The organism is Rhodoferax ferrireducens T118 (genome assembly GCF_000013605.1).
Classification (GTDB): domain Bacteria; phylum Pseudomonadota; class Gammaproteobacteria; order Burkholderiales; family Burkholderiaceae_C; genus Rhodoferax; species Rhodoferax ferrireducens.
Window position 1 is genome coordinate 327,447 of record NC_007908.1, and the last position, 12,315, is coordinate 339,761.

General features: G+C 58.9%; 12 protein-coding genes. 3 read left to right on the forward strand and 9 right to left on the reverse strand.

Features of this window, described 5'->3' with window-relative positions:
• Position 1: 1 nt before the first annotated feature.
• The 5 genes from RFER_RS01635 to RFER_RS01655 form a co-directional block, all read right to left on the reverse strand.
• The gene (locus RFER_RS01635; protein ID WP_011462655.1) at positions 2–790 is read right to left on the reverse strand and encodes a hypothetical protein; all 789 of its coding nucleotides are present in this window, start codon (positions 788–790) and stop codon (positions 2–4) included.
• 88 nt (positions 791–878) lie between these two features.
• Complete coding sequence (locus RFER_RS01640) at positions 879–1,835, reverse strand: Gfo/Idh/MocA family oxidoreductase (protein WP_011462656.1); 957 nt, start codon at positions 1,833–1,835, stop codon at positions 879–881.
• Positions 1,836–2,717, reverse strand: coding sequence for a class III extradiol dioxygenase subunit beta (locus RFER_RS01645; RefSeq protein WP_011462657.1), 882 nt, complete (start codon positions 2,715–2,717; stop codon positions 1,836–1,838).
• Between the two features lie 2 nt (positions 2,718–2,719).
• Positions 2,720–3,163, reverse strand: a complete 444-nt coding sequence (gene ligA, locus RFER_RS01650; RefSeq protein WP_011462658.1) for a protocatechuate 4,5-dioxygenase subunit alpha — start codon at positions 3,161–3,163, stop codon at positions 2,720–2,722.
• 7 nt (positions 3,164–3,170) lie between these two features.
• Positions 3,171–4,112 carry an amidohydrolase family protein gene (locus tag RFER_RS01655; protein WP_011462659.1) on the reverse strand — a complete coding sequence of 314 codons (942 nt, stop codon included), beginning with the start codon at positions 4,110–4,112 and terminating at the stop codon, positions 3,171–3,173.
• A 351-nt stretch (positions 4,113–4,463) separates the two neighbouring features.
• Between RFER_RS01655 and RFER_RS01660 the strand changes: the two genes are divergently transcribed.
• The 3 genes from RFER_RS01660 (at position 4,464) to RFER_RS01670 (ending at position 7,821) form a co-directional block, all read left to right on the forward strand.
• Positions 4,464–4,988, forward strand: a complete 525-nt coding sequence (locus tag RFER_RS01660) for a MepB family protein (RefSeq protein WP_011462660.1) — start codon at positions 4,464–4,466, stop codon at positions 4,986–4,988.
• Between the two features lie 133 nt (positions 4,989–5,121).
• Entirely contained in the window at positions 5,122–5,940 is an 819-nt protein-coding gene (locus RFER_RS01665) for an alpha/beta fold hydrolase (protein ID WP_244095780.1), read from the forward strand.
• Between the two features lie 333 nt (positions 5,941–6,273).
• Positions 6,274–7,821: a YecA family protein gene (locus RFER_RS01670; protein WP_049765598.1), complete on the forward strand. Its 1,548-nt coding sequence runs from the start codon at positions 6,274–6,276 to the stop codon at positions 7,819–7,821.
• Positions 7,822–8,209: 388 nt separating this feature from the next.
• Here RFER_RS01670 and RFER_RS01675 read toward each other — a convergent pair whose 3' ends face one another.
• From RFER_RS01675 to pobA, 4 genes are all read right to left on the reverse strand, one after another.
• A complete protein-coding gene (locus RFER_RS01675; RefSeq protein WP_011462663.1) occupies positions 8,210–9,136 on the reverse strand; it encodes an NAD(P)-dependent oxidoreductase in 927 nt (308 codons plus the stop codon).
• 44 nt (positions 9,137–9,180) lie between these two features.
• Positions 9,181–9,864: a 4-carboxy-4-hydroxy-2-oxoadipate aldolase/oxaloacetate decarboxylase gene (gene ligK / locus RFER_RS01680; RefSeq protein WP_011462664.1), complete on the reverse strand. Its 684-nt coding sequence runs from the start codon at positions 9,862–9,864 to the stop codon at positions 9,181–9,183.
• A gap of 83 nt (positions 9,865–9,947) precedes the next feature.
• A complete protein-coding gene (locus tag RFER_RS01685) occupies positions 9,948–10,976 on the reverse strand; it encodes an amidohydrolase family protein (RefSeq protein WP_011462665.1) in 1,029 nt (342 codons plus the stop codon).
• A 76-nt stretch (positions 10,977–11,052) separates the two neighbouring features.
• The gene (gene pobA, locus RFER_RS01690) at positions 11,053–12,246 is read right to left on the reverse strand and encodes a 4-hydroxybenzoate 3-monooxygenase (RefSeq protein ID WP_041791238.1); all 1,194 of its coding nucleotides are present in this window, start codon (positions 12,244–12,246) and stop codon (positions 11,053–11,055) included.
• Positions 12,247–12,315: the final 69 nt, after the last annotated feature.

Here is a 12,315-nt window from a genome sequence, read left to right on the forward strand (position 1 = left end):
ATCAGCCCATCAATGTCGCTAACTGCGCGCGCAGCTTGGCGTTCTCTGCTTCCAACTCAGTGACGCGGGCCTTCAGTGCCGCCACTGAGTCCTCCGCCGAATCCTGGGCCTCGTCAACCGGTGCGCGCTTCTTGCTCTCGCGCACGCGCTTGGCGGCCTGGCGCAGCAGTTCCTTGCCGCCTTGGGCTGCGGCCACTTGTTCCTGCTCGGGCAGGGTGGCCACCGCTGCGGCGGCGTTGAGCGAGATCGCGCCCGACTTGACCGCGGCCACCACCTCCGGCGCCGCCTGCTTTTGAATCTTTTCGATCAGCACGACCTGGCTGCTGCTCAGGCGTGCGGCCTTGGCGATGTCTTCGCGGCTTTTCAGCGGCTCGGTCGTGGCAGGGGCGGCGGGTGTTGACGCGTCTGTGGTCTCGAAAGCGGGTGCCGTGCTGCCAGGCCCCACCGGGGGCGCTGCCTTGAGGCGTCTGTCGTTCAGGATTTCGCGCTTGCGCAGCGCCAGCACGCCGCGCTGAAAGTCAGACACACTGCGCCGCCCCAGGTGCTGGTCGATCATCCACAGGTGGACGTCTTCCATGCTCGTGAACAGCGTGCTTTGCAGGGTCTGGAACGGAATGCCGTGCTTTTGGCAGATGCCATAGCGGTTGTGGCCGTCCACCAGCACATCACCCCAGAGCACCAGGGCATCGCGGCAGCCTTCAGCCAACAGGCTGCGTTCCAGGGCGTCGTGCTCGTCGGGGGTGAGGGGATCGATATAGGCTTTGAGGTCTTCGTTGACGACGATGTGCATGACGGGGGCTACGGGCAGGAAAAGGGCGTGATTGTAGTGGGCTCCTACCCGGCCCAAGCCCGCGTGGCCCCTGGCGATGCATGGGTGATCAGGACAGCAGTTGCTGCTCCAAATCGTGCAGTACCTGATAGCAAGGCAGCAGCTGGGCCACGCTGCTGTTGGGCGCGCGCCCTTCGCGGATGGCGGCGAAGAACTCGCGGTCCTGCAGCTCGATGCCGTTCATGGACACGTCAACCTGGCTGACGTCGATCTTTTCTTCCTTGGCCGTGAACAGGTCGTCGTAGCGTGCGATGTAGGTTGCCGTGTCGCCGATGTAGCGGAAGAAAGTGCCCAGCGGGCCGTCGTTGTTGAAGCTCAGACTCAGCGTGCAGATGGCGCCGTTGGCGGCCTTGAGCTGGATGCTCATGTCCATGGCAATGCCCAGCACCGGGTGGATCGGGCCTTGCACGGCGTTGGCTTTGACGATGGGGCTGCCGCACTGGTAGGCAAACAGGTCCACCGTGTGGGCCGCGTGGTGCCACAGCAGGTGATCGGTCCAGGACCTGGCCTGGCCCAGCGCGTTCATGTTGGTGCGACGAAAGAAATAGGTCTGCACATCCATCTGCTGGATGTTGAACTTGCCCGCCGCAATTTGCCGGTGCACATACTGGTGGCTGGGGTTGAAGCGGCGGGTGTGGCCACACATGGCCACCAGGCCGGTCTGCTCCTGCATGGCCGCCACTTCCAGGGCGCCATGGAGGGTGTCGGCCAAGGGGATTTCCACTTGCACATGCTTGCCGGCTTTCAGGCAGGCGATGCTTTGCGCGGCGTGCATTTGCGTCGGCGTGCACAGGATGACGGCATCCACTTCGGGCAAAGCCAGGCTGTCCGCCAGCTCGGTGGTGACGTGCTTGATGCCGTATCGGGCGGCGACTTCTTTTGTTTTTTCCAGATCGCGGCTGACCAGCGAGACAACTTCAACACCGTCGATGTTCTGGATGCCGTCCAGGTGTTTGATGCCAAAGGCACCGGCGCCGGCGAGGGCGACTTTGATGATTTTGCTCATTCAGATGTTCTCCAAAATCAGATGACCCACCGCCGTATTGGACGCGGGAACATGATAAAAACGGTGTCTAACCCGCACGCTACCTGCGTGTGTAGCTATGCTATTTGCAGCATTGCCCGCCACGTCGTCCATCGCACCACGGGCAATGAGCCACATCACCAGTTCAACGCCCTCGCTGCCAGCTTCACGCACGTAGTCTATGTGCGGCACGCTGGCCTGGCCTTGCGGGTCGGCAATCAGGCGGTCCAGAAACGCGTTGTCAAACTCTTTGTTGATCAGGCCGGCGCGCGGCCCCTGCAACTGGTGGCTCATGCCGCCGGTGCCCCAGATTTGCACTTTGAGGTCCTGGTCATAACTTTCAACCGCTTTGCGGATGGCTTTGCCGAGGTTGAAGCAGCGCTGGCCGCTGGGCACCGGGTACTGCACCACATTGACGGCAAACGGGATCACCGGGCAGGGCCAGGCATCGGGCTGGCCGCACATCAGGGACAGTGGCACGGTCAGGCCGTGGTCGACTTCCATCTTGTTGACGATGGTCAGGTCAAAGTCCTGCTGGATCACCGAGTGGGCGATGTGCGATGCCAGGTCCGGGTGGCCGATGACTTTGGGCACCGGGCGCGGGCCAAAACCCTCGTCTGCGGGAAGAAATTGCGCCGCCGTGCCGATGGCGAAGGTGGGAATCATGTCCAGGCTGAAGGCGGTGGCGTGGTCGTTGTAGACCAGAAAAATCACGTCGGGCTTGTTGTCCTTCATCCACTGTTTGGAGAACTCATAACCCTTGAACAGCGGCTGCCAGTACGGCTCTTGTGTCTTGCCCAGGTCAATGGCCGCGCCGATGGCGGGCACGTGGGAGGTGTAAACGGAGGCGGTAATTTTGGCCATGGTCAGACGCTCGCTTTGCGGCCGGCTTGGCCTTGGGGTTGATGTTGCGGCTGGGCATCGCCGTCTTCGCCCAGATGGCGGTTGCCCTCGATGGAGCGGCCACCGGCGAGCATCATGGCGCGGTACTCTTCCTCGCTCATGCCGGTCATGCTGCCCGCCATTTGCTGAAAGCTCTTGCCGTGGGTGGCGCCGATCTTGGCCAGAAAGTAGATGTTGCCACCCAAGGCCATGGCGCGGTTCAGGTCCATGTCGAGCACGGCCTGCTTTTGCTCTTCGCTCATCGGCCATTCGTCCAGATAAGCGCGCTGGTCGCGCTTGAAGCGCTCGCGGTTTTCGGCCTTCATCAGCGACATGCAAAACTGGTTGAGGTGGTAGCCTTTGCGGCTTTGGTCGGCGTCAAAAATGATGGTGCCGGGGATGTCTTTGTAGGGTTTGTCGAGTGCCATGCGTGTCTTAGCTCCAGTACAGGCGATTGGGATTGTCGACCAGCAGTTTGCGCTGCAGTTCGGGCGTGGGCGCAATGTGCGGGATGAAGTCCACCAGCAGGCCGTCGTCGGGCATGTGATCCTTCAAATTCGGGTGCGGCCAGTCGGTGCCCCACAACACGCGGTCTGAAAACTCTTCAACAATGGCTTTGGCAAACGGGATCACGTCGCGGTAGGCATTTTGCTCGCCGTTCAAGGCCTTGGGGCCGGTCAGACTCAGGCGCTCGGGGCAGCTCACCTTGCTCCACACATTGCCGTGCTCGCGCATGAACTTCTGGAACAACGCAAATTGCGGCCCGTCCACCGGCAGCGACACGTCCGGGCGGCCCATGTGGTCCACCACCACGGTGGTCGGCAGCGCGGTGAAAAAGTCCCACAGCTCGGGCAGGTCCACGGCTTCAAAGTAGATCACCACATGCCAGCCCCAGGCCTTGATGCGAGCGGCGATCTCCATCAGCTCGTCCTTAGGCGTGAAGTCCACCAGCCGTTTGACAAAATTGAAGCGCACGCCGCGCACACCGGCGTCGTGCATGGCTTGCAGCTCGGCATCACTCACGCTGCGCTTGACGGTGGCCACGCCGCGCGCCTTGCCCTTGCTGCTTCTGAGCGCATCGACCAGCGCACGGTTGTCGGCTCCATGGCAGGTGGCTTGCACGATGACGTTTTTCTCAAAACCCAGGTGGTCGCGCAGCGCAAACAGCTGGGCCTTGGACGCATCACACGGCGTGTATTTGCGCTCGGGTGCGTAGGGGAATTCAGCCCCCGGGCCAAACACGTGGCAATGCGCATCCACGCTACCTGCGGGCAACTGGAAGCGCGGCTTGGCCGGGCCGCTGTACCAGTCCAGCCAGCCGGGGGTCTTGGTGAAAGCTTCGCTTTGGGTGAAATCACCTGTGGTGGGTTTGCTCATGGGGTCACTCGTGCCAAGACAAAAGTTGTGTTGGCTGCATTGTCAGCAGCCGACTTAACCCTGACTACGTGCATAAGCGGCTAGCTGGTATGCCGCCATGAGATAACTGTAGGCAATCTCAGAAAATGGAAGAAATCGCACGGCAAAGAATGACCTGCTCATCAACACGGTTTTTGGGAGTCCATGCCGGGTCATGAATGTGTCACCTGCAATCAAGACATTTGGATACTCGAAAATGATTCTTGAAATTCTCAATCGCGTGCTCATTTCGATGCCGACAATGAAGACTGCAACAACCCCGGAGTGAAATCATGACCACCAACACAAACCACCTATCTGTGAGTGGAAAAAATGCCCCATCTTGATTCAATGGACTTGCACGCTTTGGTCAAGAATGTGTATGAGTCTGCTGGAATGAAGTTGTCTGATGCCGTTGTGCGCGAAATGGAAAGTGCGGATTACGGTGCCTGCCGTTTTGAAGTGGATGCAAAGCGTGTCGTCTTTCGTGTGGCCAAGACGACGCCAACCAAAGTTGGCCAGTTCGTGACACTATGGAAACGTCCGCAGCCAAGCGGTGTAATAGCGCCTATTGATGCCAACGATCCAGTCGATTTTGTTGTCGTGTACACATCGAATACAGAGAGCTGCGGGCAGTTCGTATTCGACAAAAGCATCTTGATCAAAATGGGCATTCTGTCGAGTCAAAAACATGCTGGAAAACGTGCCATTCGGGTCTATCCGCCGTGGAGTCATCCGGTCGCCAAACAGGCGGTTAAAACCCAAAGTTGGCAGCTCCCCTATTTCCTCGAATTGGCTGAGGATGGAAGCACCGATCTGGCACGTGCAAGAAAACTATTTGCGTGCGACCACGTGTGAGACAGATCATGTTGATCGGTTATGCCTGTGTTCCGACACCGGATCAGCACCTTGAGTTGGTGTCGGCGGCAGTTATTCGAGAATCTCGAATAGCTGAACCCACTTCTAGATATCCAGCATGGAAGTCGCACCCTTGAAACTTCATCAATTTGGCTCCACCCACGGCAAACTGGTCATCTATTTTCACGGTGCCCCCGGTGCCCCGGAAGAAGGGCAGCTCTTCGACCTGGAAGCAAAAAAGCACGGCTTGACGGTGCTTTGCCTTGACCGGTTTGCCATCCATCCTTCTATCACCGGAGAGGCGTATTACCGGCTTCTGGCCGAAGAAATTGCAAAAGAAGCTGGCGGTCAAGCCGTCGATTTCATTGGATTTTCCATCGGTGCGTTCATCGCCCTTCAGACTTGCCGGTACATGCCCAACGGGGTCACAAGTCTGCACTTGGTGTCTGCGGCAGCGCCTTTGGAGGCGGGGGAGTTTCTGCCAGCCATGGCGGGCCAACAGGTGTTTCAACTGGCCAAGGCTGCGCCTGTGCTGTTTCTGCTGTTGTCTTACTGGCAAAGTTTGCTCGCCTGGCTGGCCCCCAAAGCCTTGTTTCGCTTGCTGTTTGCCAGTGCCGAAGGTGCTGACAAGGCCCTGGCCGCCGACCCTGAGTTTCAGGCCCGCATCACCGCCATATTGCGCTCATGCTTTCTGGGCCGCGTGCGGGGCTATGCAAGAGACGTTGGGGCGTATGTGCAGCCGTGGAGCGCCACACTGGCCGACATTGCTGTGCCCACTCACCTCTGGCATGGTGATGCGGACAACTGGTCGCCGCCGCAGATGGCGCACTACCTGGCATCGGCAATTCCGGGCGCTGCCTCAGCCCAAAGCTTCAGCGGGCTGTCGCACTACTCGTGCTTGTACCGGGCGGTGCCAGAAATATGCCGGGTGTTGGGCCGGGCCTACACATAGACAACAACACCCCGCGCGCATTTCAGTAAATACCGCCATTCATTCCAACCCAAACCCTACCCCCTGGTTCAGTGCGATGTAGGCAACTGATTGCTTTGAATTGGAGTCGAGCAGTTTTCTCGGAAACAGTCAGCCAAGAATGAGTGGCAGCAATGGAGCGGAATGTAATTCGGCAGTGCAGCGGGAGCGGGTCTACGGAAATTCGAATTGCCCGGCTTATACCGGGCATTGGCTCCATGAGCCAAAATGTCAGCTGCGTGGCCGCGAATTCAACCAAGGAGGTACCCGGACTCGACCACAAGCGGACATTTCAACCAAAGGCGCAGACGCACAATGAAAGCTATAACGAGATCAAAAGGCGTTACCGACACAGAACGCGTACTAGCTAGACTGTGCGATCAAACGTTCCTGGATTTGTGGAGCTATCCGTCGCTCTACACCTCAGAGGGGAGAAAAGGCGACAAAGGTGTTGGCAAAGAGCTGTGCGATATGCTTGTTGTGTTCGGCTCAGACCTACTGATCTTCTCGGACAAAGACATTAGCTTCAACGCAGAGATTGACGTAACAATTGCCTGGCCTCGTTGGCGACGCAAATCAATCGATGAGTCCAAGAGTCAGCTCTACGGCGCTTACAAGTGGCTCAAGGAGCACCCCGGCAAACTCTACTTCGACCCTCAATGCCAAAAGCCTTTCCCGTTTATTGAACCCGGCACCGACTACCGTATCCACTTAATAGCAGTCACGAAGAACACGCAAAAGGCGGCGGCTGAATTGTTCGGGATGAACTCTAGCGGTTCATTCATTTTGTATAGCGTCGATGCGGATGAAATAGACGATCACCCATTCAGCGTCCTGGACGACCGCAGCAAGCCCTATGTTCACGTCTTTGATGAAGTCACGCTTGAACTTGTGCTGCGCGAACTGGACACCGCCCCTGATTTCATCAAATATTTGAAGGTGAAAGAAGACGCCATTCGTCGTGGACGTATTCGAGTTATCACGGGCGAAGAGGAATTGCTAGCTGTTTACATGAAGCAAGGAGGCCCGATGGTTGATAAGCCTTTCGCTGAATATGAGAAGGCCGCGCCCGCTGAGTTCGAGATCATTCAAATTCCTGAGGGCGAGTGGGCTGACTATGTGAATTCAGGCGCCCGCGCTCGACTGAAGCAACTTCACAAAGGAAGTTATTTTTGGGATGAGTTGATCTCGCGCTTCACCAAAGCGATCTTGACGGCCACGGCACCCAACCCGCTCAACGCATCAGTGAATATGCACGAGACAGCGGTTCGAATGCTGGCTTCAGAAACCAGGTTTACCCGTGGGCAACTGGCGAAAGAGTATCAAGCAAAAATCCGGGGCACGCCTAGTCATGTAAGAACGTCGAAGATTTTTCGCTCCCCTATCACCCCTCATGCCTGCATTATTTTGGTGATTATTCCCCAGGATGTTGGTCAAACGTCGGACGAGTATCGAGCAAGACGTCTCGACTTGCTTTATGCGTATGGGCTTGTTGCAAAGCTAAAAATGCCAGATCTAACGATATTCACAATGATTGGCACGGAGCCAGGTGGCAGTGAACTTCGGTCGGAAGATGTGCTCGCGTTGAAAATTGAGAAGCTTGGTCCTGAAGAGGTTGCGCAAGCCCAAACACTCATGAAGGACGGCAAGATTCTTAGCCACGTTTGGCATGAGAAGCCAGCTGGCAATGCTGTCATCAGCGCCTTTAAAGCGCCGAAAAAAAACACGACTTACAGGAACAAGATGTTCACGCCTGGCAGGAATGACCCGTGCCCATGCAACTCTGGATTGAAGTTCAAGAAATGTTGCTTTGGCCGAAATGAAGACATTGGTGTGCTTTACGGGCTAGCTAAGCCTCGCTGACGGTTGGTCAGCCAATGCAATGCGAGCCTTGTAAAGCGTCGGCCCCTTACGCCCTCGCGCCGCGAGGTGAACTGCCGCGTTCAGTGAGCGTGCCATGACCACTTTAGGCACGATGCAGAACGCCATGATCGACTTCTGACTGGAGTCAAACTGGGAAGCAGGTAAGCTGCCTGTCATGAGCGGCTCTTATGGGTCTTTCAGCGACAGTAAAGGGCGTGGTCCAGTTCGTCAGTTTGACTGTTCATGCCGCAGAATAAATTGATTTTCATCCATCGCTGGAACACCCAACCGGTAGGGTTTGAATCCGAACAGTGGCCGGAGCACAGAGGTATTCGGAGGTCAGGACGAGAGACGTGCAACCTGGCAGCACGGCAAATGCCACAGGCCTTTAGTCCGACTTCAAGCGGCTATGCGCCAGCATCCGATCCGCCTCCACCCGCCAGTCCGCGCTGCGGGCAAATTCGGGCGTGCCTTTTTCTCCAAACCAGCCCTGGTCGGCCCCGTCGGCCACCCAGGTTTGGCGCTCGGCGGTGCCGGTGGCGGACCAGGGGGTGAGGCCTGCATCAACCACGGTCTCGGCCACTTCGCGCACCTCTTCGCTGCGGCGGCGGCCATGTTCGATGACGCGCTGGAAGAAATAAGCGGCCTGCTTTTCCCAGTCGATGCCGGGAAAGGTTTCATAGAGTGAGGCCACCACCGCGTCTTCCACGCCGTAATGGCGGGCAGTGGTGAAGCTCTCGATCACCATCGCCTCCAGGCCCTTGATCATCACGCTGCGGCACATTTTGGTGGCGCTGGCCACACCCAATTTGTCGCTGGCCACCTTGGCCGCAAAACCCAGGCTGTTGATCAGTGGGGCCAGCTCGGTCGCAAAGACACCGCCCAGCAGCAGCGGCACCTTGATGCGGTAGGGCGGCACGCTGGTCATGACCGCGCCTTCCACATAACGGCCACCGGCAGCGTCTATCAGGCTGGCTGCGCGTTGCTTGGCACCGGGGGAGGCGGAGTTGAAGTCCAGAAAAAACGTGCCCGGCTGCACCGCTGGCGCACAGGCCTGCGCCACCCCCACGGTCTGGCTGGCCGTGACCGCGCTGACGATGAAGTCTGCTTGGGCGGCCAGCGCGGCGCTGTTCGTTGCCAGTTGCACACCGTGCTGTGCCGCGTGGGCTTGCAAGGGGGCGGCGGTGGCGGGTTGGTCGAGCTTGATGTCGTAGGCGCTGACGGCGACACCTTGGGCGCGCAGGTCTTCGGCCAGGATGCGGCCGACTTCGCCGTAGCCGACCAGGCCCACTTTCCAGTCTATTGGATTGTTCATGGTGTTTTGGTGCTGTAGCCCAGGTGGAACCTGGGCTGAGTGCTTCAATCTATATAGCGCAGCCCTGCTTTGGCCAGGCCTTCACGCATCTTGTAGTAGTCCAGCCCGAGCACGCCGGAGGCGAAGATGGCGCGTTTGTCGCCTTCGTTGGCTTCGCGGGCTTCTGCGGCATCGGCCACCTTTTGGGCGATGGCGGCGGGCACGACGACCACGCCGTCGATGTCGGCAATCACCACATCACCGGGGTTGACCTGGGCCCCTGCGCAGACCACGGGCACGTTGACCGAGCCCAGCGTGGCCTTGATGGTGCCCTTGGCGTGGATGGCTTTGGAAAACACCGGGAACTTCATCTCGGTCAGGTCTTTCACGTCGCGCACACCGCCGTCAATGATCAGGCCGACGGCGCCACGGGCCTGGAAGGAGGTGGCCAGCAGGTCGCCAAAAAAGCCGTCGGCGTTGTCGGTGGTGCAGGCGGCCACGGCCACGTCGCCGGGTTGCAATTGCTCGGCGGCCACGTGCATCATCCAGTTGTCGCCGGGTTGCAGCAGCACGGTGACTGCCGTGCCGCAGATGCGGGCCTCGTTGTAGATCGGGCGCATGTAGGGCTTCATCAAGCCGACGCGGCCCATGGCCTCGTGGATGGTGGCCACGCCAAAGCGTGAGAGTTTCTCGACGGCTGCTGGTTCAGCGCGGGTGATGTTGCGTTTGACGATGCCTAGTTGGTTCATGGGAGTCTCCTGAATGGGGTGGCACGAAATAATTGGGGTCAGGTCTGATTCGCTGCGCTCACGAACCCGACCCCAAATATTTCTTATTGGCTCTTGGCGGTTAGCAGTGCATCCAGCCGTGGGAACACGCGGCGGGCGTTGGCCTCAAAAATTTGCTGACGGTCCGCATCGCTCAAAATCTTGGAAGCCTCGATGTAGCGCTTGGTGTCGTCGTAGTAATTGCCGGTTTCGGGGTCGATGCCGCGCACCGCGCCGATCATCTCGCTGGCAAACAGCACGTTTTTCACCGGGATCACGGTGTTGAGCAGGTCAATGCCGGGCTGGTGGTAGACGCAGGTGTCGAAGAAGATGTTGTTGAGCAAATGGTCTTGCAGCAGCGGCTTTTTCAGCTCTTGCGCCAGGCCACGGAAGCGGCCCCAGTGGTAGGGCACCGCGCCGCCGCCGTGCGGAATCAGGAACTTGAGCGTGGGGAATTCCTTGAACAGGTCGCTGGTCAGGCACTGCATGAAGGCGGTGGTGTCGGCGTTCAGGTAATGCGCGCCAGTGGTGTGAAAACAGGCGTTGCAACTAGTGCTGACGTGAATCATGGCGGGCAGGTCGTATTCCACCATCTTCTCGTAGATCGGGTACCAGTGCTTGTCGCTCAGGGGGGGCGATGTCCAGTGGCCGCCGCTGGGGTCGGGGTTCAGGTTGATGCCAACCGCTCCATATTCCTTGACGCATTTTTCCAGCTCGGGGATGCAGGTGGCCGGGTCGACACCGGGGCTTTGTGGCAGCATGGCCACGGGCACAAAGTGGTCGGGAAAGAGTGTGCTTACGCGGTAACACAGCTCGTTGCAAATCGCCGCCCAGGTGCTGGACACGTTGAAGTCGCCAATGTGGTGCGCCATAAAGCTGGCGCGTGGGCTGAACAGGGTCAGGTCCGAGCCGCGCTCTTTCATCAGGCGCAGCTGGTTGGTCTCGATGGTTTCAATCAGCTCGTCGTCGCTGATTTTGAGGTCAGCTATTTTGGGCATGCTTGAGGGGTCTTTGATGCCGGCAATCTGCTGGTTGCGCCAGGTTTCCAGCGCCTTGGGGGCCGTGGTGTAGTGGCCGTGGCAGTCGATGATCATGTTTACTCCTTTTACAAGTGTTTTTGGCCTCTAGCCAAGGTAAAACCTTGGCGATTAGCTATTAAATAGATAGTATTCAGCGGGTCGGCTCGGCAAAGTCCAGCGGCAGGCCGACGTAGTTCTCGGCAATTGACAAGGAACCGGCGTGGGAGTGGATCAGGTAGTCCAGCTCGGCTTCCTGGAAACGGGCGGTGATGGGGCCGTCGTCCGGGAAGCGGTGCATCAGCGAGGTGAACCACCACGAGAAGCGCTCGGCCTTCCAGATGCGGCGCAGGCAGCGGGCGGAGTAGCTGTCGATGCCCTCCTCGCTGCGGTTTTGGTAGAAGTCCACCAGCGCGTTGCACAAGTATTTCACGTCGGTGGCGGCCAGGTTCAAGCCCTTGGCCCCGGTGGGCGGCACGATGTGGGCCGCATCCCCGGCCAAAAACAGGCGGCCAAAGCGCATCGGCTCGGTGACAAAGCTGCGCAGCGGGGCAATACTTTTTTCCAGCGACGGGCCGGTGACCAGCTGGGCGCGGGCATCGTCATCCAGCCGCAGGCGCAGCTCTTGCCAGAAGGCATCGTCGGTCCAGTCCTGCAGGCGGTCGGTCAGCGGCACTTGCAGGTAGTAGCGGCTGCGGGTTTTGCTGCGCTGCGAGCACAGGGCAAAGCCGCGCGGGCTGTTCACGTAGATCAACTCGTCATGCACCGGCGGCGTGTCCGAGAGCAGGCCCAGCCAGCCAAAGGGGTAGACCTTCTCGAATTCCTGAATCGACTTGCGCGGCACGCTGGCGCGGCACACGCCGTGAAAGCCGTCGCAGCCCGCGATGAAGTCGCAGCTCAAAGTCACCGCCTGGCCCTGGTGGGTGAAGGTGACGCGCGGGTGGGTGGTGTCAAAGTCAGCCACCTGCACGTCAGACGCTTCGTAGTAGGTGGGCAGGCCAGCAAAGGCGCGGGCATCCATCAAATCATGGGTGACTTCGGTCTGGCCGTAGACCATGACGTTTTTGCCTCCGGTGAGTCCGTTCATGTCGATGCGGTGGCGCTTGCCACCGTAGAGCATGTCAAAGCCGCCATGCACCAGGCCTTCGCGGTGCATACGCGTGCCGACACCGGCTTCATCGAGCAGGTCAATCGTCACCTGCTCCAGCACACCGGCGCGGATGCGGCCCAACACGTAGTCGCCCGAGACACGCTCGACGATCACCGCGTCAATACCCGCCTTGTGTAACAACTGGCCCAGCAGCAGGCCCGAAGGCCCGGCACCAATGATGGCGACTTGGGTGCGGATGGAAAGGCTCATGGTTGACTCCATTTATCAGTGTTTTAGGCCTCTAGCCAAGGTAAAACAAGGGAAAGC

Excerpts from the sequence above, each read along its gene's own strand:
- RFER_RS01635 (WP_011462655.1), bottom strand. The coding sequence starts at position 790 with ATGCACATCGTCGTCAACGAAGACCTCAAAGCCTATATCGATCCCCTC.
- RFER_RS01640 (WP_011462656.1), bottom strand. The coding sequence starts at position 1,835 with ATGAGCAAAATCATCAAAGTCGCCCTCGCCGGCGCCGGTGCCTTTGGC.
- RFER_RS01645 (WP_011462657.1), bottom strand. The coding sequence starts at position 2,717 with ATGGCCAAAATTACCGCCTCCGTTTACACCTCCCACGTGCCCGCCATC.
- ligA (WP_011462658.1), bottom strand. The coding sequence starts at position 3,163 with ATGGCACTCGACAAACCCTACAAAGACATCCCCGGCACCATCATTTTT.
- RFER_RS01655 (WP_011462659.1), bottom strand. The coding sequence starts at position 4,112 with ATGAGCAAACCCACCACAGGTGATTTCACCCAAAGCGAAGCTTTCACC.
- RFER_RS01660 (WP_011462660.1), top strand. The coding sequence starts at position 4,464 with ATGCCCCATCTTGATTCAATGGACTTGCACGCTTTGGTCAAGAATGTG.
- RFER_RS01670 (WP_049765598.1), top strand. The coding sequence starts at position 6,274 with ATGAAAGCTATAACGAGATCAAAAGGCGTTACCGACACAGAACGCGTA.
- RFER_RS01675 (WP_011462663.1), bottom strand. The coding sequence starts at position 9,136 with ATGAACAATCCAATAGACTGGAAAGTGGGCCTGGTCGGCTACGGCGAA.
- ligK (WP_011462664.1), bottom strand. The coding sequence starts at position 9,864 with ATGAACCAACTAGGCATCGTCAAACGCAACATCACCCGCGCTGAACCA.
- RFER_RS01685 (WP_011462665.1), bottom strand. The coding sequence starts at position 10,976 with ATGATCATCGACTGCCACGGCCACTACACCACGGCCCCCAAGGCGCTG.